General features: G+C 60.0%; 15 protein-coding genes. 12 read left to right on the forward strand and 3 right to left on the reverse strand.

Features of this window, described 5'->3' with window-relative positions; genetic code table 11:
• Window position 1: 1 nt before the first annotated feature.
• From ACYU7Z_RS01835 to ACYU7Z_RS01845, 3 genes are read left to right on the forward strand one after another with little or no spacing between them, the layout of a single operon-like run.
• Window positions 2–751, forward strand: coding sequence for a hypothetical protein (locus tag ACYU7Z_RS01835; RefSeq protein WP_460566978.1), 750 nt, complete (start codon window positions 2–4; stop codon window positions 749–751).
• Complete coding sequence (locus ACYU7Z_RS01840; RefSeq protein ID WP_460566979.1) at window positions 736–2,010, forward strand: glycerophosphodiester phosphodiesterase; 1,275 nt, start codon at window positions 736–738, stop codon at window positions 2,008–2,010. The genes ACYU7Z_RS01835 and ACYU7Z_RS01840 overlap by 16 nt, the downstream gene beginning before the upstream one ends.
• A complete protein-coding gene (locus ACYU7Z_RS01845) occupies window positions 1,988–2,611 on the forward strand; it encodes a hypothetical protein (protein WP_460566980.1) in 624 nt (207 codons plus the stop codon). The genes ACYU7Z_RS01840 and ACYU7Z_RS01845 overlap by 23 nt, the downstream gene beginning before the upstream one ends.
• A gap of 9 nt (window positions 2,612–2,620) precedes the next feature.
• On the opposite strand, the gene ACYU7Z_RS01850 is transcribed toward ACYU7Z_RS01845, so the two are convergent.
• Together ACYU7Z_RS01850 and ACYU7Z_RS01855 are read right to left on the reverse strand one after the other, a co-directional pair.
• Window positions 2,621–3,535 (reverse strand): alpha/beta hydrolase, encoded by a 915-nt coding sequence (locus ACYU7Z_RS01850; RefSeq protein WP_460566981.1) that lies wholly within the window; start codon window positions 3,533–3,535, stop codon window positions 2,621–2,623.
• A 62-nt stretch (window positions 3,536–3,597) separates the two neighbouring features.
• Window positions 3,598–5,487, reverse strand: coding sequence for an Nramp family divalent metal transporter (locus ACYU7Z_RS01855; protein WP_460566982.1), 1,890 nt, complete (start codon window positions 5,485–5,487; stop codon window positions 3,598–3,600).
• Between the two features lie 81 nt (window positions 5,488–5,568).
• On the opposite strand from ACYU7Z_RS01855, the gene ACYU7Z_RS01860 reads away from it, so the two are divergent.
• Entirely contained in the window at window positions 5,569–6,546 is a 978-nt protein-coding gene (locus ACYU7Z_RS01860) for a hypothetical protein (RefSeq protein ID WP_460566983.1), read from the forward strand.
• Window positions 6,547–6,626: 80 nt separating this feature from the next.
• The gene (gene glgP, locus ACYU7Z_RS01865) at window positions 6,627–8,297 is read left to right on the forward strand and encodes an alpha-glucan family phosphorylase (RefSeq protein WP_460566984.1); all 1,671 of its coding nucleotides are present in this window, start codon (window positions 6,627–6,629) and stop codon (window positions 8,295–8,297) included.
• Between the two features lie 348 nt (window positions 8,298–8,645).
• Here the strand turns inward: glgP and ACYU7Z_RS01870 are convergent, their stop codons facing one another.
• A complete protein-coding gene (locus tag ACYU7Z_RS01870; protein WP_460566985.1) occupies window positions 8,646–9,872 on the reverse strand; it encodes a 4-hydroxy-3-methylbut-2-enyl diphosphate reductase in 1,227 nt (408 codons plus the stop codon).
• A 1,109-nt stretch (window positions 9,873–10,981) separates the two neighbouring features.
• Here ACYU7Z_RS01870 and ACYU7Z_RS01875 point away from each other — a divergent pair.
• The 7 genes from ACYU7Z_RS01875 (at window position 10,982) to ACYU7Z_RS01905 (ending at window position 25,060) form a co-directional block, all read left to right on the forward strand.
• A complete protein-coding gene (locus ACYU7Z_RS01875) occupies window positions 10,982–12,229 on the forward strand; it encodes an alpha-amylase family glycosyl hydrolase (protein ID WP_460566986.1) in 1,248 nt (415 codons plus the stop codon).
• Between the two features lie 427 nt (window positions 12,230–12,656).
• On the forward strand, window positions 12,657–13,910 hold the full coding sequence (locus ACYU7Z_RS01880; RefSeq protein WP_460566987.1) for a DUF4407 domain-containing protein: 1,254 nt from the start codon (window positions 12,657–12,659) through the stop codon (window positions 13,908–13,910).
• 168 nt (window positions 13,911–14,078) lie between these two features.
• Window positions 14,079–15,464: a dGTP triphosphohydrolase gene (dgt, locus tag ACYU7Z_RS01885; RefSeq protein WP_460566988.1), complete on the forward strand. Its 1,386-nt coding sequence runs from the start codon at window positions 14,079–14,081 to the stop codon at window positions 15,462–15,464.
• A gap of 139 nt (window positions 15,465–15,603) precedes the next feature.
• On the forward strand, window positions 15,604–22,218 hold the full coding sequence (locus tag ACYU7Z_RS01890; RefSeq protein WP_460566989.1) for a PKD domain-containing protein: 6,615 nt from the start codon (window positions 15,604–15,606) through the stop codon (window positions 22,216–22,218).
• A gap of 4 nt (window positions 22,219–22,222) precedes the next feature.
• The gene (locus tag ACYU7Z_RS01895; protein ID WP_460566990.1) at window positions 22,223–23,245 is read left to right on the forward strand and encodes a PorP/SprF family type IX secretion system membrane protein; all 1,023 of its coding nucleotides are present in this window, start codon (window positions 22,223–22,225) and stop codon (window positions 23,243–23,245) included.
• 214 nt (window positions 23,246–23,459) lie between these two features.
• Window positions 23,460–23,687, forward strand: coding sequence for a hypothetical protein (locus tag ACYU7Z_RS01900; RefSeq protein WP_460566991.1), 228 nt, complete (start codon window positions 23,460–23,462; stop codon window positions 23,685–23,687).
• A 134-nt stretch (window positions 23,688–23,821) separates the two neighbouring features.
• The gene (locus tag ACYU7Z_RS01905) at window positions 23,822–25,060 is read left to right on the forward strand and encodes an acyltransferase family protein (protein ID WP_460566992.1); all 1,239 of its coding nucleotides are present in this window, start codon (window positions 23,822–23,824) and stop codon (window positions 25,058–25,060) included.
• Window positions 25,061–25,111 lie beyond the last annotated feature (51 nt).

Below are 25,111 nucleotides of genomic sequence, written 5' to 3' on the forward strand. Positions count from 1 at the left end.
CATGTCTCCACTTCCTGCTTTTTCCACAGTGTTGCGCCTGCTGCTGCTGTTACTGGCGTTTGCAACCTCGCCCCAAATCAGGGCGCAGGCCCACTTCGATAGTACGGTAAGGCACCAACTGAAATTCCTCTATTTCCCGCTGGCGCCGCAGCGCAACTGGACCGTGGGTGTCGGTGCGACGGCTACGACGATGCCCTACGAGATCACCGAGGAGCTTCACTACCGCATTCCCGCTCTCGAGGTGGCCGCATTGCGCCGTCTCGGTAATAAGCTGTCGCTGTACGGACGCGGCAGCCTCCAGGGTTTCCAGAATTATTTTTCCGTGGGTCCGCGCCTGTCCTTCCCGCTAACCCGGCGCGTATCGGCAGCGGTAGGAAACGACATCGCCTTCTGGTTTGGCTTCAACAATTTCCAAGGATTCAAAACGCATGCAACGGGCTGGCAGAATTTCCCCAGCCTGTCGGTAGGCTATCGCTTCAACAAGCAGGTGCTCCTGACCGTCCGGGCCGAGTCGATCATGACGCTCGATGTACGGCCGGTGGCCGGGACGATCAAGATCGTCAGCCAGTTTCAGACATTCAGTGGGTCTGCCTATACCGTGATGCTTGAGCAGCCCTTTTATGGCAAAAAGCGGATGGCACTTGGCTTTCGGGCCGCCTACACCTCATTTTTCTGGCAAACGTGGAGCGCCTTTTCCACCCACGACCGGAACTTCTTTTACCCTCAATTGATCGCATGCCTAACGCTTTAATAAAATATGCTGCTGCATTCGGGCTGTTGCTGGCGCTCGGAGCCTGCAGGCGCACCTATGAGGTAACGCTGCCGGATACCCGCTGGGACCTGTTTGAATCTCCATCCGCATTGCGGCTGACCGGCCCCGTTGCACCAAGGCTCGAAGGCGTCTACAATACTGTCGACGGAAGCGACCGCTTTGGCGGAGATGCGGTGCTGAAGGCAAGCTATGTGGCCAATGGCACAGACACTACTTTCTATGTATCGCTGTTTTGCCAGAAGGACGTTACTTACCTGCTGCTGCAGGGAAAGCGTGTCGACAGCACGATCCTGCTCAATGGGTACTGGCGCCGGATGACCGGTACCGAAACCGGTGCCGCACGCCTCACGATTCACGATTCTACCGGCGGACGCTTTGCCCTGGGCGGCGCTACCGGCGCAGCGGTGCAACTGGAAGGCGTCTATGGTGAAGGCGCGGAGGTCCCGCAAAGGCCGCTGCACTTCCGCTACGATCGCCCGCTATTCGGCAACGGTTCCTTCGAGATCGTTGTGCATCGCGGTGGTGGACAAACCGCCGACTTGTTGCCGGCATCGGAAAACAGTGCCGAGATCATTCCGTATGCGGCGCCCTTTGGCGCTACGGGTATCGAAATCGACGTGCGCATGACGCGCGACGGAGTGCCTGTTTTGTACCACGATGCGACCCTGAGCGAGCGTCTTATCCAGAGAAACGGCATGGTGGGACCGGTTGAAGATTACAGCTATGCGCAGTTGCACGAGCTGGTGCGCCTTATCGGGGGCGAGCGCATTCCAACGCTGCGCGAAGCGCTGGATGTGGTGCTGCGAAAAACCCCGCTCCGCTTTGTCTGGCTCGATACAAAATTTCACGGAAGCCTGGCGCAGATCCGCGCGCTCCAGCAGGAATACATGCAGCAGGCGGCGTCGCTCGGCAAGCCGCTTGAAATCCTGATCGGCATCCCCGATCGCGTTGTGATCGATGAATTCAGGCAGCTGCCCAACTACCAGCAGGTACCCTCTGTATGCGAGCTCGATCCTGCCGATGTACAGGACCTCAACTCCCGTGTTTGGGGGCCGCGCTGGACCCTGGGGCTGCAAAACGACGCCGTATCGGCCGTTCACGCTCAGGGCAAACGCGCGTTCGTCTGGACACTGGATCTTCCACAAAACATCTACCTGTTCCTCGGCCAGGGGCACTTCGACGGCCTTCTCACCGATTATCCTTCTGCTGTAGCTTATGCGTATTACACACAACGCTAAACAAACGATCACTGTATTTATACTGTCGCTCCTCGCGCTGCGGTCGGGCGCCCAGGACAGTCTCTTTACTTCCCAACCCACCGGGCGTGGCAAATACGCGCTGGTGGCCTATTTCAACGCAGGTATCGGCTTTTTCGCCTCCGAGCGGAGCATGCCTTCCTACCTGAATCCGAAGCTGTCGCGTTTTAACCCGGTTGCAACCGTGCGTATTATGTGGCATCCCGATCACCTGTTGAAGGCCGGTATCGAAAGCGGTCACATCACCTTCTTCTCCTATGGCGTCACCGATTCGGCCGGGCGCAAGGGAACGATCGCGCTCGATGCGGTGCCGGTGCTGCTCGTGTGGTCGATGTCGGTTACACGCAACTTCAACATCTTCGCAGGTTCGGGCGCCTATTTCCTGAAAACCCGTCTCGATTACCAGGGACACAGTACGGCAACTAAATTCACCGTGGGCTGGATGGCCGCGGCGTCGTACATCTTCCCGGTTGGAAAAAAATCAGGCTTGGGTACGGAGTTCAAATGGCTCTATGCTTCCGAAACGTCCAACGGTTCGCTTTGCCTGCAGGTCCAGTATGTCTGGAAGTTTGCGAACTGGTAGTAGCTCCTGCTACCTGAGTTTTTTGTTTCCCAGTAAGAATTGTAGCGGCGTTTCCAGTCGTGCGGCCCAGGCCTTTTCCGAATGGTCGGCGCCGTGGAAGACAAGGCTGCGGAAGCTCCGGGACGAGTAGCCTTTGCTTCGAACGATCCGGTCAATGGCCGGCTGAAAGGCGGCGTAGAAAGAGTCGAGCGTTTTGTCGCCGCGGTCCATGTACAAACGAAAGCTCCCCGGCGGCGGTAATTCGGCGGCTATGTACCGGGTAATGGCAGCAGCGACCGGGCTCGTTGCACCCAGCTGCTTGAGGCTGCCGGGCCAATGGGTGGAAAGGCAGGCCGCGCCGCCGAAGATGTGGGGGTACTCGCACAGTGCATAAAAAGAGATAAGGCCGCCCATACTGGAGCCGGCGATGAAGGTATGTTCGCGCGACGAATAAACATCGAAGGCCGAGTCGATATAGGGCTTCAGCTCTGTAACGATGAAGCCGAGGTAGGCATCCGCCAGGAACTCGCCGCCCACTTCAGCCGTCAGCGAATCTTTCGAAGCGGCCGGGAGCCAGCGCAGCGCCCCCTGCGGGAAATATTCGGCGAGCCGCAACCTCGGGATGTTCGGTATCGCCACGACAATGGTCGGCCGGATCTTTTTCGCTGCTACCACGCGTCCCATCGTTTCATCGACCTTCCATTCCTGCCGGTTCCAGGTGATCGTGCTGTCGAACAGCATCTGCCCGTCGTGCATATACAACACATCATACCGGCCGGCCGACGGGTAGCCCGGTGGTAGCCACACGTCGATATTCCGCGGCTGTACCAGCTGCGAATGGAAGGAATCGATACGCACGATTTTTCCCGGCGATACCTTGGGTAGTTGCGCCTCCGAACAGAAGGCGATGCAAAAGCAAAGGGCGAGAAGACAGAGTCGCTTCATACCGGAAAGCTACAGCATGGGCTGATATTCTGCAGGAGGTTTGTCCATCGGTGACGCGAAAACTACGTGCTGACGATCAGCACCGGGATCTTGAGCGCGTGGCGCACCGAGTCGATCGTTTGCCCGTAGATCCAGTCGAGCATACCCTTGTGGCCATGTGCGCCGATAATGAGCAGGTCGGCGCCCGATTCCTTCACAAGGCGAACGATCTCCCGTGCGCGGCTGTGGTAGCCGAGCAACGTGGTCGCTTCGTAACCGAGCTTGCGCAGCTCCTGGGCGTACAGCTCCAACTGCTCGAGGTCCTTGCGCGTTTCGAGGTCATCCGACTCACGGCCATGGATACGCGCCGAGGCACTTTCCACCACGTGTATCAGCACGAACCGTGTGCCCGCGCGTGCATGGCCAACGGCGTGGGCGAGCAGCGTCTGGTCGAAGCGGCTGAAGTCGAGCGCGAGCGCGATGGCCGCATACACCGGTATGATCGGCTGGCCGATCTCCTGCGGCGGATGCATGTGGACCACCTGCGGCGCCGGCAGTTCCTTCCTGCGGCGGATAAGCGGGTACACCGTGATATAGATCAGCAGGCCAGCGAAGAAAATCGCGAGCGCCGACAGGAAATAGATCCAGAACGCGTGTGTGCCCGAGGCGAAGAACCCGGTGAGCTGCTCCACTACCATCCGTGCGTTGAGGTATACGAGTATCGCCGTGATGATCCAGGCCAGCACCTGCACCCAGCGCGGGATGACGAATTTGCCCATCGTGCTGCGGTCGCTCACGAAATGGATCAGTGGTATGACGGCAAAGCCCAGTTGAAGACTCAGCACCACCTGGCTCAGGAGCAGCAGTTGCTCGGTGCCTTTTTCGCCGCTTACTAGAATAACGATAACGGCCGGAACGATGGCCAGCAGGCGCGTCAGCAGGCGCCGCACCCAGGGATCGATACGGAGGTGCAGGTAGCCTTCCATCACGATCTGCCCGGCCAGTGTGCCGGTGATGGTGCTGCTCTGTCCCGCGGCGATCAGCGCCACAGCGAAGAGAATCGGTGCCGCCTTGCTTCCGAGCATGCCATCGAGCAGGCGGTGCGCTTCCTTGATGCCTTCCACCGGAATTCCTTTATAAAAGAAGGCAGAAGCAGCCAGCACGAGAATGGCGGCATTGACAAAGAAGGCGGCGTTGAGCGCGATGGTGCTGTCGATGAAATTGAGCTTCAGCGCGCGCCGGATGCCGCTGTCGTCGCGGCGGATCTTGCGGGTCTGCACGAGCGCCGAATGGAGATAGAGGTTGTGCGGCATCACCGTCGCCCCGATGATGGAGGTAATGATAAACAGGGCTGCGGGCGAGGGGATCGTCGGGATCAGGCCGTGTGCGACGGCGCCGAGATCGGGCTTTGCCATCACCAGTTGCACCAGGAAGGAGATACCGATGATGGCGATCAGGCCGATGATAAATGCCTCCATCTTGCGCATCCCGAGCCGCTGCAGCAGCAGGAGCAGGAACGTATCGCAAAGCGTGATGAGCACTGCCCACAGCAGGGGGATACCGGTGAGGAGTTGTATGCCGATGGCCATGCCCAATACTTCGGCGAGGTCGGTGGCGGCGATGGCGATCTCGGCCATCAGGTAGAGCAGCACCGTGAGGCGGCGTGGGTAGGCTTCGCGGTTGGCCTGTGCAAGGTCGCGGCCTCGTACGATGCCGAGCCGGGCGGCGAGGCTTTGCAGGAGCAGCGCCATCAGGTTGCTCATCAGCAGCACCCAAACGAGCTGGTACCCGAAGCGGCTGCCGCCGGCAAGGTCGGAGGCCCAGTTGCCTGGATCCATATAGCCGACGCTTACGAGGTAGGCTGGCCCGAAATACATGAGAACCCGTCTCCAGAGCGGTTTGCCGGCGCCAGCTGTCGTATCCACGGAGCCGTGCACTTCACTGAGCGAGGAGTCGGCAGAAGGGGTCGTCATGCAACAAAAATAGGGGGCGGCCCCTAACCCGCGTCCGGTGCGTTTGGTGGTTATTCCGTTTATTTACAGCAAAAACCGACTATGCGCCTGTTGGGATGCTTCCTGTTGCTGCTTGGATTGATGGCCTGCTCCGATGGACCGAAGAAAGAGCCGGTAGTGAAAGGGGAGGAGGGATCTTCCTTTTCCTACAGCAGCTTTGCCGGGCGCTTTCCGAAGGCCGCGCTGCCCTACTGCATCAGCGATACCGCGCTGCAGCATAGCGCCGACACGGCCTCGCTGCGTTACCCCGAATTCACGTCCCTGCTTCCCGACAGCATGAAGACGGCGCTCTTTGGGGATGGCAAGCCGCGGTACACGCCGCTCGCGCGCACCGGTGATGTGTCGGGCGTGGAGTTCTTTGCCGTCCGTGCCAGCAGCGGCAGCCAGCACGTTGCGCTGCTCTATCGCTTCGAGCAGGAAAAGTTCAGCGCGTTGTTTCCCCTGTTGGTTCCCGATGAGGATGAGGCCACGACACAGACATCTTCGGTCGACCGCTCGGGTACCATCACGCGAAATGTCGTAAAGAAGATGCCGAAAGAGCAGACCGCCGAGGGGAAGGATGTTTATGTATATAACCCGCAGGCAAAAGGCTTTACCCTCATTCTCACCGACCCGCTCGAAGACAACCAGGACGTGCTCAACCCGATCGATACCTTCGGCCGGAAGCACCCGCTTGCGGGCGACTATGTAAAGGGGCCGCGCAACTTCGTGTCGATCCGCGACGCGCGCAACCCGAGCGAGATCAACTTCTTCGTGCACTTCGAAAAAGGCGAAGCCGATAATATCTGCAGCGGCGAGATCAAAGGCACCGCGCTGCTTACCTCTTCGCGCACGGCCGTCTACCGCCAGGGCGGCGATCCCTGCGTGCTGGAGCTCACGTTTTCCGGCAACTCCGTTACGCTTCGCGAAATGGAAGGCTGCGGCTCGCGCCGCGGCGTACAGTGCGTCTTCGAAGGCTCTTTCCCGCGCAAAAAAGCGGTTTCGCCGAAAAACGGCGGAAAGAAAAAGGCCCGCAAGTAGTTTACCCGCCGTTAATCGTGTCCTAAATACACATCTGACTATTTCCTTATCTTGCGCAGCTAAAATCCTCCGTAACAATCATGAACTTCAGATCTTTCCAGGTCCCTTACCCTATCGACGACCGCTTTAAGAAACGAGTGGCGTATTTCTCGATGGAATTTGCCATCCACCAGCCCCTCAAGATCTACAGCGGCGGCCTCGGGTTTCTTGCCGGCTCGCACATGCGCTCCGCATTCGAGCTTCGCCAGAACCTCGTGGGCATCGGTATCCTTTGGAAATACGGATACTACGACCAGGCGCGCAACCAGGACCAGACCCTGCAGGTGACCTGGATGGAAAAGATCTACGGCTTCCTCGAAGACACCGGCATCAAGTTCGAGATCACGGTACACGAGCACCCGGTTTGGGTGAAGGTGATGTACCTGCCGCCGAACGTGTTCCAGTCGGCGCCGATGTTCCTCATGACCACCGACATTCCCGAGAACGACTACGTATCGCAAACCATCACGCACCGCCTCTACGACGCCAACGTGGCTACCAAGGTGGCGCAGTTCATCCTCCTCGGCGTCGGTGGCGCGAAGCTGCTCGACGAGATCGGCTTCAATCCCGAGGTATACCACCTCAACGAAGCCCACGGACTTTCCTCGGCCTTCTACCTGTACAACAAATTCAACCGCAATCTCAACGAGGTCAAGAAGCGCCTCGTGTTCACGACGCACACACCCGAAGAGGCCGGCAACGAAAAGCACGACATCTACCTCTGTCATAAAATGAGCTACTTCTGCGGCCTCTCCGTAGAGGAGGTAAAGCACCTGACGGGAATGCCCGACGACCAGTTCAACCACTCGCTGGCCGCGCTGCGCTTTGCGCGTATCGCCAACGGCGTATCGCAGCTGCACGGCGAGGTAAGCCGCCATATGTGGGCGAAATATGACAACATCTGCGAGATCCTCGCCATCACCAACGCGCAGAACTGGCGCTACTGGGCCGACAAGGCACTGTACCGCTTCCGCGAAGACGGCGACGACACGGGCTTCGACGACCGCAAGAAGTGGATGAAGAAGCGCGCCTTCGAGCTCGTGGCCGACCAGACCGGCAAGATCTTCGACCCGAACGTATTTACCATCGTATGGGCCCGCCGCTTTGCCGGCTACAAGCGCGCCAACCTCATTACCCGCGACATCGAGCGCTTCAACAAGCTGATGGCCGACTCGAAGTACCCCGTGCAGATCATCTGGGCCGGCAAGCCCTACCCGGTCGACTACCCGGCGATCTCCGAGTTCAACGAGCTGGTGCACCTGAGCAAGAATTACAAGAATATGGCCGTCCTCATCGGCTACGAGCTGGCACTTTCGAAGCGGATGAAGCAGGCCGCCGACTGCTGGCTCAACAACCCCCGCGTGCCGCGCGAAGCCTCGGGCACTTCGGGTATGACCGCCGCCATGAACGGTGCCGTCAACTTCTCCACCAACGACGGCTGGATCCCCGAATTCGTGCATCCCGGTAATAACGGCTTTATCGTGCCGCCGATCGAGTACACGAAGATCAGCACGCAGGAGCAGGACCAGTACGACCTCGACCAGCTCTACGAAGTGCTGCAGAAGCAGATCCTGCCGCTGTACTACGACAACTACGACACCTGGCGCCAGATCGTGAAGAACGGCATGCGCGACGTGCAGCTGCAGTTCGACTCCAACCGCATGGCGGAGGAGTATTACAACATGCTGTACCTGCGGCCGTTTAAAGGGTGAAGAATATCGAATAACGAATAACGAATAACGAATATCGAATAACGAATATCGAAGGGGCCTCCGTGTAAGCGGGGGCCTTTTTGTTATTTGGAAGTTACCCGCAACGCGTCATTGCGAGCGCAGCGAAGCAATCGGCTGATCTATGTGGGAGCGGCCGGTGAAGCACGGGGCGCGGGCATTGCTCACATAGGGGGCCGGTTGCTTCGTCGGCTCCGCCTCCTCGCAATGACGGGCGCACAAAGGCTTCCGCGCAGATTTTCTTTTGCGTGCGTCAGCAAATCATAACTAATCTTAATAATCTGCGTATCCACCGTAGGTGGATCTGCGTTCTTTCTCTTGGGAATGCTGTTATTGAAACGCCGCCGCCACTTCTTCCACCGATTTGCTTCCCGGGAAGAACGAGAGCAGGCGCCGGATCACGCCTTCGACCAAGGCATCGGGGCAGGAAGCGCCGCTCGTGATCAGTACCGAAACGGGCTCCCGGTCGGGAAGATAATTTTCTGAAACAAGCTCGAGACCCGTGTGGAAGTTGTAGTGGAAGATCGTGTGCTTCGACAGCAGCTTGCTTTCCTCGTTGATGAAGAAGGTAGGAAGCTTTTCCTCGCATAATTCCACCAGGTGCGATGTGTTGGAGGAGTTGTAGCCACCGACCACGATCGCGAGGTCGGCCGGGGCTTCGAGCAGTCCCTGTACGGCCGACTGGTTGTCGTTGGTGGCGTAGCAAAGCGTGTCGCGCGTGTCGGCGAAGTGCTCCTTCACATTGTCGCCGGAGAGGTTGTATTTCGCGATCATCACGTCGCGGAGGTAGTCGGCGATGGCCTGCGTGTCGGTGGCCAGCATCGTGGTCTGGTTGACCACGCCGATGCGCTGCAGGTCGCGGGCAACGTCGAAGCCTTCGGAGTATTGACCTTTGAATTCCTCGTAGAAGTTTTCAGCCGGCTTTTCACCGGTAATGTATTTCGCCAGCTCGATGGTCTGCGTCATGTCTTTTACGACCACCGAAGGCGCGTCCTTGGCGGCGTGCGAAAAGGTGGCGCGGGTTTCCTCGTGCTTCGGCTTGCCGTGGATGACGATGCTGTAGCCTTTCTGCGCGATGCCCTCGCTGCGGTTCCAGACCTTTTCCACGAAGGGGCAGGTGGTGTTGTATTGCTCGGTGCGGATGCCGATATCGTTGAGGCGCTTTTCGATGGCGAGCGTGGTGCCGAAGGCCGGGATGAGCACGATATCGTCGGCCGTCAGCTCGTCGAAGGGGATGATCGGGTTGCCCTTCGTGTCTTGCAGGAAGCGGACGCCGGCGGCCAGCAGGTCGGCGTTGACCTGCGGGTTGTGGATCATCTCGCTGAGCAGGAAGATGCGGCGGCCCGGGTTTTCGGACACGGTGCGGAAGGCGATGTCAATGGCATTCTCCACGCCGTAGCAAAAGCCGAAGTGCCGCGCCAGGTATACCTGCAGCGGACCGAAGTCGAGCAGGGTAGGCGTGAAGTCCTTCTTCATCCGGTCGGCCTCCTTTCGTTGCTTCTTTACGGCCGAGATCAGCGGGCTTCGGTAGTTGACGGGAACATCGAACGTTTTCATGCAGGGCAAAGGTAAGCAGCGGGGCAGGGACTGCCAATCGGCTGATGCCCTTTAACAGGATCTTCGGCAGGAGAGAAAGCTTTGGAAGGGGAATAAGGTTTTTCACCGCGAAGAAAAGAAGGAAATAAGGTATACGCAAAGCGATATGGAAACGTCCAGCACAGCGAAGCTGCGCCGGACGTCATTGCCAGGTGCCAGGGCCGGGACAGACCCATCCGGGGCGTCATTGCGAGGCGCCGGTGCCGCAGGCAACGGCAACGAAGCAATCCCTTCCGGGCAGGCTCTGTAGCCGATTGGGCCTCAGACTAACCCGAAAGAGATTGCTTCGCTGCGCTCGCAATGACGTTCGCGGGGGACCGATTGTTTCGGTGCGCTCGCAATGACGTACGATCGAGCCGGTTGCTTCGCTCCGCTCGCAATGACGTGTGCCTGGGGCCGGGACAGACCCATTTGGATCGTCATTGCGAGGCGCCGGTGCCGCAGGCAACGGCAACGAAGCAATCCATTCCGGGCCGGCTCCGCAGCCGACGGGGCCTCAGACTAGCCCGAAAGAGATTGCTTCGCTGCGCTCGCAATGACGTTCGCGGGGGACCGATTGCTTCGCTGCGCTCGCAATGACGTACGATGAAGCCGGTTGCTTCGCTGCGCTCGCAATGACGTTCGTGGGGGGCGATTGCTTAGCTGCGCTCGCATTGACGTACGATGGAGCCGGTTGCTTCGCTGCGCTCGCAATGACGTGTGCCTGAGGCGCGGGACAGACCCATCCGGAGCGTCATTGCGAGGCGCCGGTGCCGCAGGCAACGGCAACGAAGCAATCGGCTTCCTCTTTGGAGTATGCCCTACGCCGCGGCTTCGACAGGCGGTGCCCAATAGTGAAGCCGATTGCTTTCGGTGCGCTCGCAATGACGTACGGTGAAGCCGGTTGCTTCGCTCCGCTCGCCATGCCGTCAGATGCTGCAACGCATCACGTGTCTTAGCGCACCACTTCTTTTCTTCTTCTCTTCGCGGTTCCGACCCTTCTTCCACTTAACTTCCTTTCCCTCAACGGTGGCTGCGCTGTGGAAAACAACTTCGATATTCGTTATTCAATATTCGATATTCGTTATTCTATGACTCCCTCCTGGATCCTCCGCACGAATGTGTACGAAGTCAACCTCCGCCAATACACGCCCGAAGGCACGATGGCGGCCTTCCGCCCGCATATGCCCCGCCTGCGCGAGATGGGCGTGGAGACGCTTTGGTTCATGCCGCTGACACCGATCTCGCAGGAGCGGAAGAAAGGCTCCATGGGCTCGTATTACGCCTGTTCCGACTACACCTCTGTGAGCCCCGAGTTCGGTACGCTCGACGAGTTCAGGGCACTCGTGGCCGAGGCGCACGAGCTGGGCTTCCGCGTCATCATCGACTGGGTGGCCAACCACACGGGTTGGGACCACCGCTGGACGCGGGAGCACCCCGACTGGTACGAGCGCGGCGCCGACGGCGGCTTCGTGCCGGCCCACGGTATGGACGACATTATCGAGCTCGACTTCAGCAATAATTACCTCCGCGCCGCGATGATCGAGGCGATGCGCTTCTGGATCGAGGAAACGGGCATCGACGGCTTTCGCTGCGACCTCGCCTTTTGGGTGCAGGTCGACTTCTGGATCGAGGCGAAGGCCGCGCTCGCCGAATACCAGGAGCTCTTCTGGCTCGGCGAGCTCGACCCGCTGACGCACCCGCAGTACATGCAGGTGTTCGACGCCGCCTATACCTGGAGCTGGATGCACGCTGCGCAGGAGTTTTACGAGGGCCGCCTGCCGCGCGCCGAATGGCTCGCCCTGCTCGACCGCTACAGTGCCGCACCCGGGCTGCCGGCCTGGTTTACCAGCAACCACGACGAGAACAGCTGGAACGGCACCGAGTACGAAAAGTACGGCGCCATGGCCGCGCTGCTGGCGGTGTTCAGCTGCACCTGGCCGGGCATCCCGCTGCTGTATTCGGGGCAGGAGCTTCCGCTCCGCAAGCGGCTCCAGTTTTTCGAGAAAGACCCGATTCCCTGGAAGGGCGCCGGGGCGCTGAGCGGCTTCTACGGGCACCTGCTTCGGCTTCGTACCGAGAGCGCTGCCTTGGCGTCGGATGCCTCCTGCCGCATCCTGCCCACCGACGCCGGCGACGAGGTGCTCTGCTACCTCCGCGAGAAAGGCGACGAGCGGGTGCTCGTGCTGCTCAACCTGACGCCGGAGCTCCGCGAGGTGGTCGTGCGCGACCGGTTGCCGGAAGGCAGCTGGCGTGATGAGCTGACCCATATGGAAACCGATGAGATCGATGCCCCCCGGCACCTCGGGCCCTGGGGCTACGCGGTGCTGCGCTTCTGAATTTTCCCCATTGTGCCGCAGCATCCGGGGCAGGCACGCCACAGGCGGCAGGGCACATGAGCGGAACGTGGGGCTGAACAACTTTGGTATAGTATTCGAAGTGAATAGGTTGAACGCGACTTTGGGTGTACGCATTCCCAGTTGGTGTACAAAACGATTTTTGGAATGTACCCAGTACATAGAGGACGTGTTGGTTTTTCGTGGTGATTAAGAAAAGAGGGCGGAACTGGGTGTTCCGCCCTCTTTCTTTTTGGGCCTTCGCCAGCAGCATTCACCCCATTTTTCGGCCCTTTCGAAACAAAGCGGAGGTAAGCCGAACTGTTAAAAGGCTACCTTCATACAAGAAGGAACATTGATTGCCCGTTTCCCTGTTGTCAGGTTTCAACTTCAACCACAAACGTTCCCTGTATACCGATAACGGAAACCTATGGCAGAAAACAAAAGCACCGAGCGTGCCTATACGTACGACAGCTTCGAAGGACAGTCGCCCGAAGCCAAATCGAACTTCCTCTGGTGGTGCGCCGGCGCGCATGCACCGCTCCTGAAGCAATATCCCTCCGAGGGCATCAAGTACAGCGGCCTCGGCGGCGTGCTGCTCGCCACCTTCGTGCTGGCGGCGCTTTCCTCGGGCTATGCGATCTACAGCATCTTCGAGCACCTCGGCTGGACGATCGTCTTCGCCCTCGTGTGGGGACTCATCATCTTCAACTTCGACCGCTTTCTTGTGAGCACAATGCGGAAGTACGGCGTATCGCGGCGGCGGCAGTTCCTGCTGGCCCTCCCGCGGATCGTGCTGGCGCTGCTCATCGGTGTCACCATCGCGCGGCCGCTCGAGCTCAAGATCTTCGAAAAGGAGATCAACGTGAAGATGGTGGAGAACACCCACCGCAAGATCCAGCGCAACGACTCGCTGCTGCAGCTCGAAACGAAGACGCAGGTCGCCGCGGCCGAAGCCGAGCGCGGGCGGATCACCGCGCGCCGCGCCGCCATTGAAGACACGCTGGCCCGCCTGCAGAACGCGTACGTGCAGGAGGCCGACGGCACGGGCGGCTCCGGGCGCCGCGGCATCGAGCAGCTCACGCGGCTCAAGATGAACGCCTGGCAATCCGCGCAGGCCCAGTTCGCCCCCGAGCTGGCACTCCTGGCCACGCAGCTGCATACGCAGGACAGCCTCATTGCCTCCGCCCGCGCGGCGGTCGAGGAAAAGCGCCGCGGCTACGAAGGGACGGCCGGCGCCAACCTGGGCTTCCTCGAGCGCAACAAAGCACTCTCCGATCTGTCCAACGAGGAAAGCAGCGTATGGTGGTCTACCCTGCTCGTGTCGCTGCTCATCATCCTGCTCGAAACCGGTCCCATACTCTCCAAGCTGATCATGCCCGTCGGTCCCTACGACATTGCCCTCGCCCGCGAGGAGCTGCTGCAGATGGCCGCTTCGGAAAACGATCTCTTCAAGGGCCGCGACCTCCTCTTCGACAAGAAAAAGAAATTCTACGAGCGCCAGCGCGAAGTGTCGGGCGAGCTCGTGGACAAGCTCACCGAGCTCCAGAAAAAACACATCGACGAGGAGCTCGACAAGTGGGAGCGGGGCGAGTGGAACCCGAAGGACCACCGCGCCAGCATGGACGAAGTGCTGCGGAAGATCCGGAAGGATTATGGAGTTGAGGATGACAGCCTGCTCTGACCACTGAAACGTCATTGCGAGGAAGACGGCGTGAAGCGCCGGCGAACGAAGCAATCTCGTGGGGCTTGCTCTGCGCCCGATCCAGCGACTCACTTCACCCGATTCAGATTGCTTCCCTCGCTTGATGCGAGGTCGCAATGACGTTCCAAAGGGGTTATCTTCGCTCGCATGGCGATGACCTTCGACTCCATATTCACCCACCGCCGCGTCGGCTCGGATAAGATCCCCGAAGGCCCGCGATCGGGCTTCCAGCGCGACTTCGACCGGCTTATCTTTTCATCGGCGTTCCGGCGCCTGCAGAACAAGACGCAGGTGTTCCCGCTGCCGGGAACGGCCTTCGTGCATAACCGCCTTACACACTCGCTGGAGGTGGCATCGGTAGGCCGCTCGCTCGGGAAGATGATCGGCGAAGCGATCTCCCTCCGCTACAAGGGCAGCAACGACGAGGCCTACGAGTTCTACCGCTACGAGCTCGCCAACGTGGTGGCCGCGGCCTGCCTCGCGCACGACATCGGAAACCCCGCCTTCGGGCATTCGGGGGAGAAGGCCATCTCTGCCTACTTCGTCGACAATGAACGGACGGAGATAGGAGGGAAGCCGCTGCGGGCCTACTTCAACGACCGCGAGTGGCAGGATGTGACCGCCTTCGAAGGCAACGCCAACGCCATCCGGGTGCTCACCCACAGCTTCAAGGGCCGCTTCACGGGCGGCTTCGGGCTTACGTATACGACCATCGCCTCCATCCTGAAATATCCCTGCGAATCGGTGAGCGTCGACAAGACGTTCAAGCACCGCAAGAAATACGGCTTCTTTCAAAGCGAGAAGGACACGGTGCTCGAGGTGATGCGCGGCTGCGGGATGCTGGCCGAAAGCGAGGACCCGATCGTGTTCCGCCGGCACCCCTTTGTGTACCTCGTAGAGGCCGCCGACGACATCTGCTATTCGATCGTGGATATGGAAGATGCCCACCGCCTCGGTATCCTGTCGACAGAAACAGTGCGCGCCGCCTTTGCCGAAGTACTGGAAAAGACAAAGCCGCAAGACGCCCGTCCCGACAGCACGTTCGAGCATTACGCGAAGATCGCCGATGCCAACGAGGGGATCGCTTTTCTCCGCGCCCGCGTCATCAACCAGCTGGTGCAGCAGTGCACGCAGATCTTCCTCGATCACCAGGAAGCGATCCTGGCCGGCACCTTCAACGATACGCTTATCGACAACCTCCAGGACCGTACCGGCTGCCTGACCACGGTTCAGACCCTGAGCCGGACGAAGATCTACAGCCATGACACGGTGCTCCAGATCGAGCTGGCGGGATACAACCTGATGTCGGAACTGCTCGAGCTCCTCGTGCCCGCGCTGCTCCGGGAGCGGCCCACGCACCGCGAGGGAATTATCCTGAAGCTGTTTCCGTCGCACCTCACCGGATTCCGCGAGGCCGGAAGCGGTTATGGAAAGGTGCAGAACGCCCTGGACTACCTCAGTGGGATGACCGACGAGTACGCCACCGAAATGTACCGCCGCCTGAAAGGGATCTCGACGCCGGTGCACGGCTAAGCAGTTCAGCTTTAAACAATTGAAAGGGCTTTTTGGCCGTTTAAACCGCCCGTTTCGCCCGCCCGTCGGCGGGCCGGTTACGGAATTTCCCTTATTTTTAGCTTCGCAACCGTCAGGATATCCACTACTAATTGCTAACATGAAGAAGTATTTACCTCTCCTTCTTGGAGTGCTGCTGTTTTCTATTGCTGTTAACGCCCAATCCGTTATCCCAGGCCGCCTCCACGGCCCCCAGCCGGAAGGTCTTGACTTCGGCAGACCCAACTTTCTTCCAGCCGATTCGTTCACCTGGTCGGGGTTTGCTGCAACACCAGGTATCTGCCCCGGTGGCACGGTTCTCCTGAAAGCCCAGCACGTTCCCGCCGGCTCCAGCATCGCCTGGACCTTCGGTGGCGTACCGGTTCCCGGCGCCAATACCGACAGCCTACGCGTCAATGCGGCCGGCGATTACAGTGTCGATGTAACGACGCTTGGCGTTACCACGAGCTGGCCCGTTCTGCAGGTGGTAACCCACCCGGTTCCTGCCCCGGCCTTTACGTTCTCGCCCAACGGCCAGTGCTCGTCCACCCCGGTACAGTTCAGCAACGGCACCCCGGGCAGCAACAGCTACAACTGGAATTTTGGCGATCCCTATGCCGGCGTCGACAGCGTATCGACCGCCAGCAACCCGTCGCACCACTTTATCGGAACGGCGGCTGGCGGGAGCCAGAGCTTCGATGTGCAGCTTACGGCAACCAATGCCGAAGGATGTGCCGCAACGGTGAACCATACCGTGGCCACGAGCTCCCCGAGCACCGTGCTTGGCGGATCCGGCCTCGTTACCTTCAACGGCACACCGGTATTCACTTCCTGTACGTCCACGGGCGCGACGCTCACGTTCCTCAACCAGTCTACAACGAGCGCCAGCAATACCGATTACGTCATCGTATGGGGCGACAACAGCGCGAACTTCAGCGCCGCGAGCTTCAGCAATACCAACCATACGTATGCGGCAGGCAACTATACGCTGCAGTTCATCGTGGGCGGTGCCGGCGGTTGCCGCGACACGGGCTACTACTCCGTCTTTATCGGGTCGAACCCCGCCGTGGGTCTGTCGAACCCGGGTAATACGGTGACCTGCTCGGAAAGCGCGCTGACCTTCCCCATCACGAGCACCGGCTCCAACTCGCCGGGCACTTCGTATACCGTTTCGTTCAACGATATCCCGGGCGGATCGTCGGTTACGTTTTCACACCCGGCCCCGGCCAGCGTGACCCACACGTTCGTCAATTCGTCGTGCGGCACCAACAGCATGAGCGGCACCACGTCGTACCCCAACTCGTTCTCCGCTACGATCCGCGCCAGCAACCCCTGCGGCGCCTCGAGCGCTTCGATCGTGCCGATCTATATCTCGAAGAAGCCTGTGCCGATCATGCAGGTTTCGCCGGGCAACGAGGTTTGTACCAACGTGCCGGTTGCCATCAACAACATTTCCGGCAACATGCAAAGCGTGAGCAACGGTGTGTGCACGCCGGGTAAGGTGGTCTGGCGCATCCTGCCCGCGACCGGCTACACGGTTACCGGCAGCCTGGGTAACGATCTCAACTCGACCGACCCGGGCGTCTGGACCAGCGGCGCCAGCGCGCTCAACGTTGTCTTTAACAGCCCGGGCAGCTACGAGGTGACCATGTTTGTCGGCAACACTTCTTTGTGTCCTATCGACTCGGTGAAGCAAATGATCTGTGTCAACGGACAGCCGAACGCCGACTTTACACTGAGCACAGCCGCCGGTTGCGGACCGCTGCTCGTAAGCTCCACCAACAACTCGCTGCCGGCTAACTGCGGTCCGAACCGTTATGATTGGACCGTATCCTACGCGAATACCGTAAACTGTACGCCGACGGCCAGCAACTGGGCCTTCAGCAGCGGCAGCGGTACGAACTCGACGGCGCCCCAGTTCAACTTCATCAACCCGGGCGTGTACACCGTTCAACTGTTGACGACGCCCCCGGGCAATGCGTGCTCCGCTTCGTCCACGCAAACGGTTACGGTAAAAACAAAGCCCAATATTACCTGGGCGCCGCTGACACCGATCTGCCAGGGACCCTTCTCGCCGACAGCTACGGTGAATGATTGCTTTGCCAGCAGCCCGTCGACCTACCTGTGGACCTTTACCGGTGCCGTTCCGGCAACGTCCACCTCCGCTACGCCGACAACGAATTATGCCACGACGGGCACCTTCAACGTGGCCCTCGACGTAACCAACGAATGTGGTACGACCTCGCTCACGCAGTCGCTTGTTGTCAACCCGACGCCGACAGTAAACACACCGGGCAACCAGGTGGTGTGCAACGGAGCATCGGCGCCCTCCACGCATTTTACAAGCCCGCTGCCGGGTGTCAGCTTCAACTGGACCAACTCCGACCCGTCGATCGGCCTGCCTGCACTAGGCGCCGGCGATGTACCGGCGTTCACGGCCATCAACAACGGCAGCTCGCCCATCGTGGCTACCATCACGGTCACCCCGAGCAGCACGACCTGTTCCGGTCCGTCGCAGACCTATACGATTACCGTCAACCCGACGCCCCCGATCAACGCCGGACCCGACCAGATCATCTGCAACGCGTCGAGCGTGACGATGCAGGCCGTACTGGCGCCCGGTACAAGCGGCAACTGGACGCAGATCCCGTCGTCGAACACCACGATCGTCACGCCTTCCTCGCCCACGTCGGTCATAAACGGACTTGTGCCGAACGCCACCTACCAGTTTGAGTGGACGGTAACACGCCCCGGCATCTGTGCCACGGTGCGCGACACGGTTACCATCGTGAACCGCCCGCTGCCGAGCCCCGCTGCGGCCGGTCCCGACACGCTGATCTGCGATTTCGTCGGCGGTATCTTCTCTTCGTTCAACCTGCAGGGCAACACGCCCATCCATCCCTGGGAACTGGGCACCTGGACGGTGGTTGCCGGTTCGAACACGCTCAACGCGAACCCCAACATCGTCAACCCCAACCTCGGTAATACAGCCATAACAACCGTCGGTCTGGGCGCCGGTCCCCTCCAGGGATCCATCACGCTCCAGTGGGCCATTGCCAACGACGGCGGTTGCCCGGCTACCTCTGACCAGATGACGATCACGATCGTGCGCCGCCCCAGCGCCGGAACGCTCGGCCCCATCAGCCCGATCTGCTTCAATGCCGGAACGACCATCACGGCCACCGGCTACGAAGGCACGATCCTCAAATGGCGCCGCCAGGACGAGCCGCTCGGCGTCAGTCCCTGGACGGATATCGCCAACACAACCGCAACGCAAACCCTCAGCAACCTTACCGGCGACGTTTCGCTCCAATTCATCGTGACCCCGGTGAACATCCTTTGTCTGAAGAACGATACGGCCACGGTCGTACTCCCGGTCGATGATATCATCGTCAACAGCATCAACGGACGTATCGACTCGGTGTGCTCGGGCGTAACCTACAATACCGGAACCTTTGTGGCAACGGGTGGAAACGGCGGCGTGCCTTCCTACCAGTGGCAGAGCAGCGATGACGGCATCACTTTCACAAGCCTGCCTGGCTTCACGCTCGCCGATTATACCTTCAACCCGGATCATACGGTATGGCTCCGCCGCCTCGTGACCATCGGCACCTGCCCGAGCATCAGCGATACCATCAAAGTATGGGTAGAGTCCCCGGTGACGAACAATACGATCAGCGCGCCGCAGACCATCTGCGCCAACAGCGCGCCGGCGCCGCTTACCGGCTCGCTGCCCACGGCTTTCGGAGGCGCGGTCAGCCTCAGCTACCAGTGGGAGCAAAGCACCAACGGTGTCAACTTCATCATGATCCCCGGCGCCAACGGCCAGAACTTTGCGCCCGGCGTGCTGAACCAGAATACCTGGTTCCGCAGGATCGTTCGCTCCAACCGCTGCCCGACACCAACGGGCGGTATCAGCGATACCGTGCTTATCTCGGTAACGCCGGCGCCCGTCGCATCCTTCGTTCCGAACAGCGTTCAGGGTTGCTCGCCGATGACCGTGACCTTCACCAACAACAGCACCGGTACCGGCAACACATATACCTGGAACTGGGGCGATGCCTCCGCGAACACTGTCACTACTTCGGGCGCACCGATCCAGCATACCTATTCCACGGGCGTTCTCCGCAACTTTACCATTGCGCTCACCGCCAGCAACGTATGCGGTACCGATACGCGCAACGTGGTGATCACCGTGCAGCCCAACACGATCGGGATGAACCTTACGGTCAGCAGCACGCAGCTGGCGGGTTGTGCACCCCATGCCGTGAAGTTTTACAACAGCTCGCCGGGTGGTACCCAGTTTACCTGGGATTTCAACGACCTGTCGGCTCCGGTGAGCACAACCGCGCCGATCGACTCCATCGTGCACACGTTTGCTACACCCGGTGTGTACAACGTGACGCTGCGCGGGCAGAACAACTGCTCCGATACTACGGGCCGGATTACGATCACTGTATTCGGAAAGCCGGTGCCGGCCTTTACGCCCAGCATCCTCCAAGCATGCGTGGGCGCGCCGATCACCTTCAACAACACCAGCACGGGCGCTACGAGCTACCTCTGGAAGTTTGGCGACAACCAGACCTCGGCCACTACCTCGCCGCAGCATGCGTATGCAACGCCCGGTACGTATACCGTTTGGCTGATTGCCTATAACACGGCGCCCGGTGGCCTCGTAACCTGTATCGACTCGGTTTCGGCCGACGTGCAGATCGTAGCCTCGCAAACCGGCTCCATGTCGGTGTCGGCAACAACGAGTACCTGCGCCCCGCTCACGGTGACCTTCACCAACAACACGACGCCGGCCAGCAACATCCTCTGGGATTTCAACGACGGCTCGCCTACGTCCACGATCAACCCCGTAACGCATACCTTCCAGCTTGCCGGCACCTATAACGTATCGCTTACGGTCAATACGCCCGCGGGCTGCCGCTACCAGACCACGCAGCAGATCGTGGTGAACGGGCCCTCCGGCACCCTGCAATACAGCGGCGGCTACAAGTGCAACGGCCAGAGCACGCACTTCGATGTCGTCGGCTCGGGCGCTACTTCGTACACCTGGGATATGGGCGACGGATCGACACCCGTTACCAACAACAGCAGCTCCTTCGATTATGTGTATACGACACCGGGCACCTTCATTCCGAAGGTGACCATGAACAGCGGCTCCTGCGCCTACCTGATCACGGGCAGCACCGCCATCCGTGCCGACCGCCTCCGTGCCGGCTATACGGTGCAAACCGTTCAAAGCTGCGGCAGCACGGCGCTGACCTTTACCGATACGTCGAGCGCTTTCTTCGGTCTTTCGCAGGTGCGGTTCACCTTCAGCAACGGAAACGTTGTTACCGGTGCGACCACGACCACGCAAACCTTCAGCAACAGCAACACCCTGCATGTGACCCTCCAGGTCACCGGCGTAAGCGGCTGTATCGCAACGCAGGACGTGGACATCCCCGTGACGGTCTGGGCCAACCCGGTGGTGACGCTGGTGCCGCCCGCCGGCAACCAGGGATGTGCCCGCCAGCCCGTGACCTTTGATGCCGTTATCAACTCCACCGATCCGATCAGCAACATCGGCTGGATCACCTCGAACAACATCACCGGTACCGGACGTCCCTTCAGCCCTGTGTTCGGAACGCCGGGCACCTACACCGCCGACCTGACCGTGAGCACGGTGAACGGTTGCGTGGCCAACCTGACCTCGCCCACGATCAGCATCAACCCGACACCCACCGTGTCGGTGGTGGATCCCGCGCCTGTATGCCGCGGCGGCAGCGCCAACCTGCAGGCCAATGCAACGGGAGCCACGAGCTTCCAATGGTCGCCCACGGCCGGCCTCAGCTGCACGACCTGCCCCAACCCCGTGGCCACACCGCTCTTTACAACGCCCTATATCGTTTCTGCCAGCAACGCCTTCGGCTGCTCCGCCGCCGATACGGTAACGGTGACGGTTACGCAACCCATCACGATGAGCGTGCTGCCGGCTTCCGACAGCATCTGTATCGGAGACTCCGTGCAGCTGCTGGCCAGCGGCGGTGTCGACTACACCTGGGTAACGCAGGCAACGGCCGTATTGAGCTGTACCAATTGCCCCAACCCGGTGTTCCGCCCGCTGGTGCCCGGTATTTATACGGCTACGGTTACCGGCTCCAACAGCTGCTTTACGCAAACCATCCCGATCACCATCGGTGTGGGCGCGATCCCCGAGATCAACCTCGGTCCGGACCTCGTGCTCGCTACCGGTACGGTGCGCCCGCTTACCAGCACGGTCACCAATGGCCCGATCGTAAGCTGGAACTGGACGCCCGCCACCGACCTGAGCTGCAGCACCTGCCCGCAGCCTTCGGTAACGGTGCGCAATAACCGCACATATGTGGTGGAAGGCACAACCGGCTTCGGTTGCAGCAACACCGATACACTCATGATCCGCACGGTGTGCGAGTCGCTGCAGACCTTCATCCCGAACGCCTTCTCGCCCGATGGCGATGGTATCAACGATGTGCTGATGGTACGCGGAACCGGTATCGCGCAGGTGAAATCCTTCCGCGTGTTCAACCGCTGGGGTGAAACCGTGTTCGAGCGGTCGAACTTCGCGCCCAACGATCCTTCGTTTGGCTGGGACGGCAAGGTGAAAGGAAAGATCGGCGAGCCCGACGTGTTCCTGTACACCGCTGAAGTCGTTTGTGAAAACGGGATTACCTACACTTATAAAGGAAATGTGTCGCTTTTAAAATAAGACCATGAAAAAACTTCTCCTGATCCTGGGCGCTGTTTCGATGACGACGCTGGTCGCCGGCCAGGACATCCATCTTTCGCAGTTTTACGAAATGCCGCTCCTGCGCAACCCGGCGCTGGCCGGTATGTACCGCGGTGACGTGCGGATCGCAATGGCCTACCGCAGCCAGTGGAACAGCGCCACGACCGCGTATAAAACGCAGGCGCTCGGCGTCGAGTCGAAGTTCGGCGTCGGCGGCGGCAACGATTACCTGAGCCTCGGCCTGCAGGTAACCAACGATGTGGCGGGTGACGCCAGGATGGGCCGAACGGGCCTGCTCCCGGCACTGACCTACCACAAGCTGCTCAGCGAAGACCGCGATGCGTACCTGTCGGTTGGCTTTATCGGCGGCATGGTGCAGCAGCGCTTCGACCCCACTGGTCTCAAGTTCGACGACCAGTATGTAAACGGTGCCTACAGTGCCTCCAACCCGACTCGTCAGACGTTCACCAACACGGCGGTGCGCTACTGGGATGCCGGTGTGGGACTGTCGTACAGCAGCAATGCCGGCTCGGATGTGAAATACTACCTCGGTGCTTCGTTTTATCATTTCAACCAGCCCAAGGTGGCCTTCAACCCGGCCAACGATATCCGCCTCAATTCGAAGATGACGCTTAACGTCGGCCTGTCGGTTCCGACCAGCGAATACGACAATCTCACGATCTATGGCGACCTGTTTCAGCAGGGTGGAAGCAACCTCACGCAGGCCGGCTTCCTGTACCGCCACGACCTGAGCCAGCTCGGCGACGAAGGGGAAACCGTTAGCCTTTCGGTGGGCGCGTTCTATCGTCTTAACGACGCCGTTGCCCCCGTGCTCAAGCTCGATTTCTACCAGTGGTCGATCGGTGCGTCCTACGATGCTTCGATCAGCAAGGTGAAGGAAGCCAACAACGGCCGTGGCGGCTTCGAGCTGACCCTGTCGTACAAGAACTTCCTGAACATCCGCAACAGCTCGGCCGACAAGCTGCGCTGCCCGGTGAGTTTTTGATCGGGAGGCGTGAGCGTCAACTTTCAACCTTCAAGGGTGAGCGGTCAGCGGGTGAGCCAGGTTTTTACCGGGAATGCACTTAAAGAAAAACGGATGCCAACGGCATCCGTTTTTGCTGTCTATACACGTCACCGCTCACCGCTCACCGCTCACCGCTCACCGCTCACCGCTCACTGCTCACTGCTCACTGCCCCGTGCTTCTTACCTTCGCCCCATGCAGGAGTATATCATCGACGTGACCCAGATCGAGGAGTGGCAAACCATCCGGGACTTGGATGCCCTGGACCGCGTATTCCAGCGCGCGAAAAGCACCATCGTAAATGGCGAGCGTGTCGTGCTCCTGCGCAGTACCCGTGCGGGCAAGCGGGAGGCCTTCGATGAGCTGACCACGCTCGATGAGCTGGAGCGGTACCGCGCCGGCGTTTTCCGCTATCTCGAGTGATCCAACTCACTCGCATTCGGCCGGGGCGCCGGTTCATCCCGCAATCCGACGCCTTGATCACATACGCCTTTCGGTTACCAATAAAAACCGGCAGCTTCGTGTAACGCCGGTTTTACCAACGGCGTCCCAGTAGCATGCACCCATTGCTCCGCCCGGAATGGAGCCGCAAGATGCGGTTCTTCTCCTTCGTATCGATGTTCCTGCTGGTCTATGTACACGCCTACGACCTCGACGAGCGCTACCTGCAGCCCTTCAGCTTTGTGCAGGAAAAGATGACGTTCACGACCTTCTTCGAATACGTTACCGCCAACGGGCTTTTCCGCTTCCGCATCCCGATGCTCTTTGCCATCTCGGGCTACCTGCTGGCGCTCAGCGATCACAAAGGCTACTGGAAGATCCTGGGACGCCGCTTCCGCACATTGGCGGTACCGTATTTCCTCTGGTCGGCACTGGGTGCGCTGATCGCGTGGTCGCTCTTTCACTGGTCCTTCACCCACGACTCGGTGGTCAACATCCACATGCAGCCCACGCCAAAGGCCTGGAATGAGTTTGGCTGGCGCGAATGGCGCGACACCATCCTGAGTACCAACGTGAGCTACCAGCTGTGGTTTCTCCGAAGCCTGTTTGTGCTGAACCTTCTTTACCCCGTACTCCGCTATCTAAGCCTGCGTGCCGGGAAGATCCTTTTCCCGCTGGCCGCGCTGCTTTGGCTCTGTACACCCTGGTCGCCGCTGGACCTTGTACCGCAGCAGTTCCAGGGCCCGTGGCGCCTCCTCTTCGATGGCGAAGGGTTGCTGCCCTTTTGCCTGGGCATCTGGCTGTGCAAACGCGGAAAAGACCTATCGAAGTCGCCCCGCTGGTTTTCCATGCGCGTATTTGTTCCCGTATTCCTGGGAGCCCTGCTGCTGAAAACCGTGATGGCCTTTTACGGCGATAACCGCAACCCCGTGCCCATCGGTATCCCGATCTGGTTCCTCTATAAGATCGTTGTCGCTTCCGGGTTGCTGCTGGCCTGGTACGGCTCCGACCGCATCGCCGACTGGTGCCTGCGGCAACGCTGGTTCCGCCATGCTTCCGATCAATCGTTCATGATCTATGCGCTGCATGTGCCCGTCGTTACGTATCTCATCGACCCGGTGCACGGGCTCCTGCAGCCCTTCCGCTATTACCGTATTACTACCTACCTCTTACTGCCGCTGCTGATCATCGCCGCTGCGATCCTGGTCGGCATCGTGTTGAAAAAAGTAGCGCCGCCCCTCTTTGGAATTCTTACCGGTGACCGTGGCCTGAAGCCGCTGAAAGTGCCAGCACCTGCGCCGGAACCGGGTTCCGTACACCTGGTACCGGCAGTGGCCGAGCCGAGCGCGACATGATGTATGCCCGCAAAAAAAAAGCTGCCCCTACAACAGGGGCAGCTTTTTTTA

Source organism: Flaviaestuariibacter terrae (assembly GCF_054777635.1).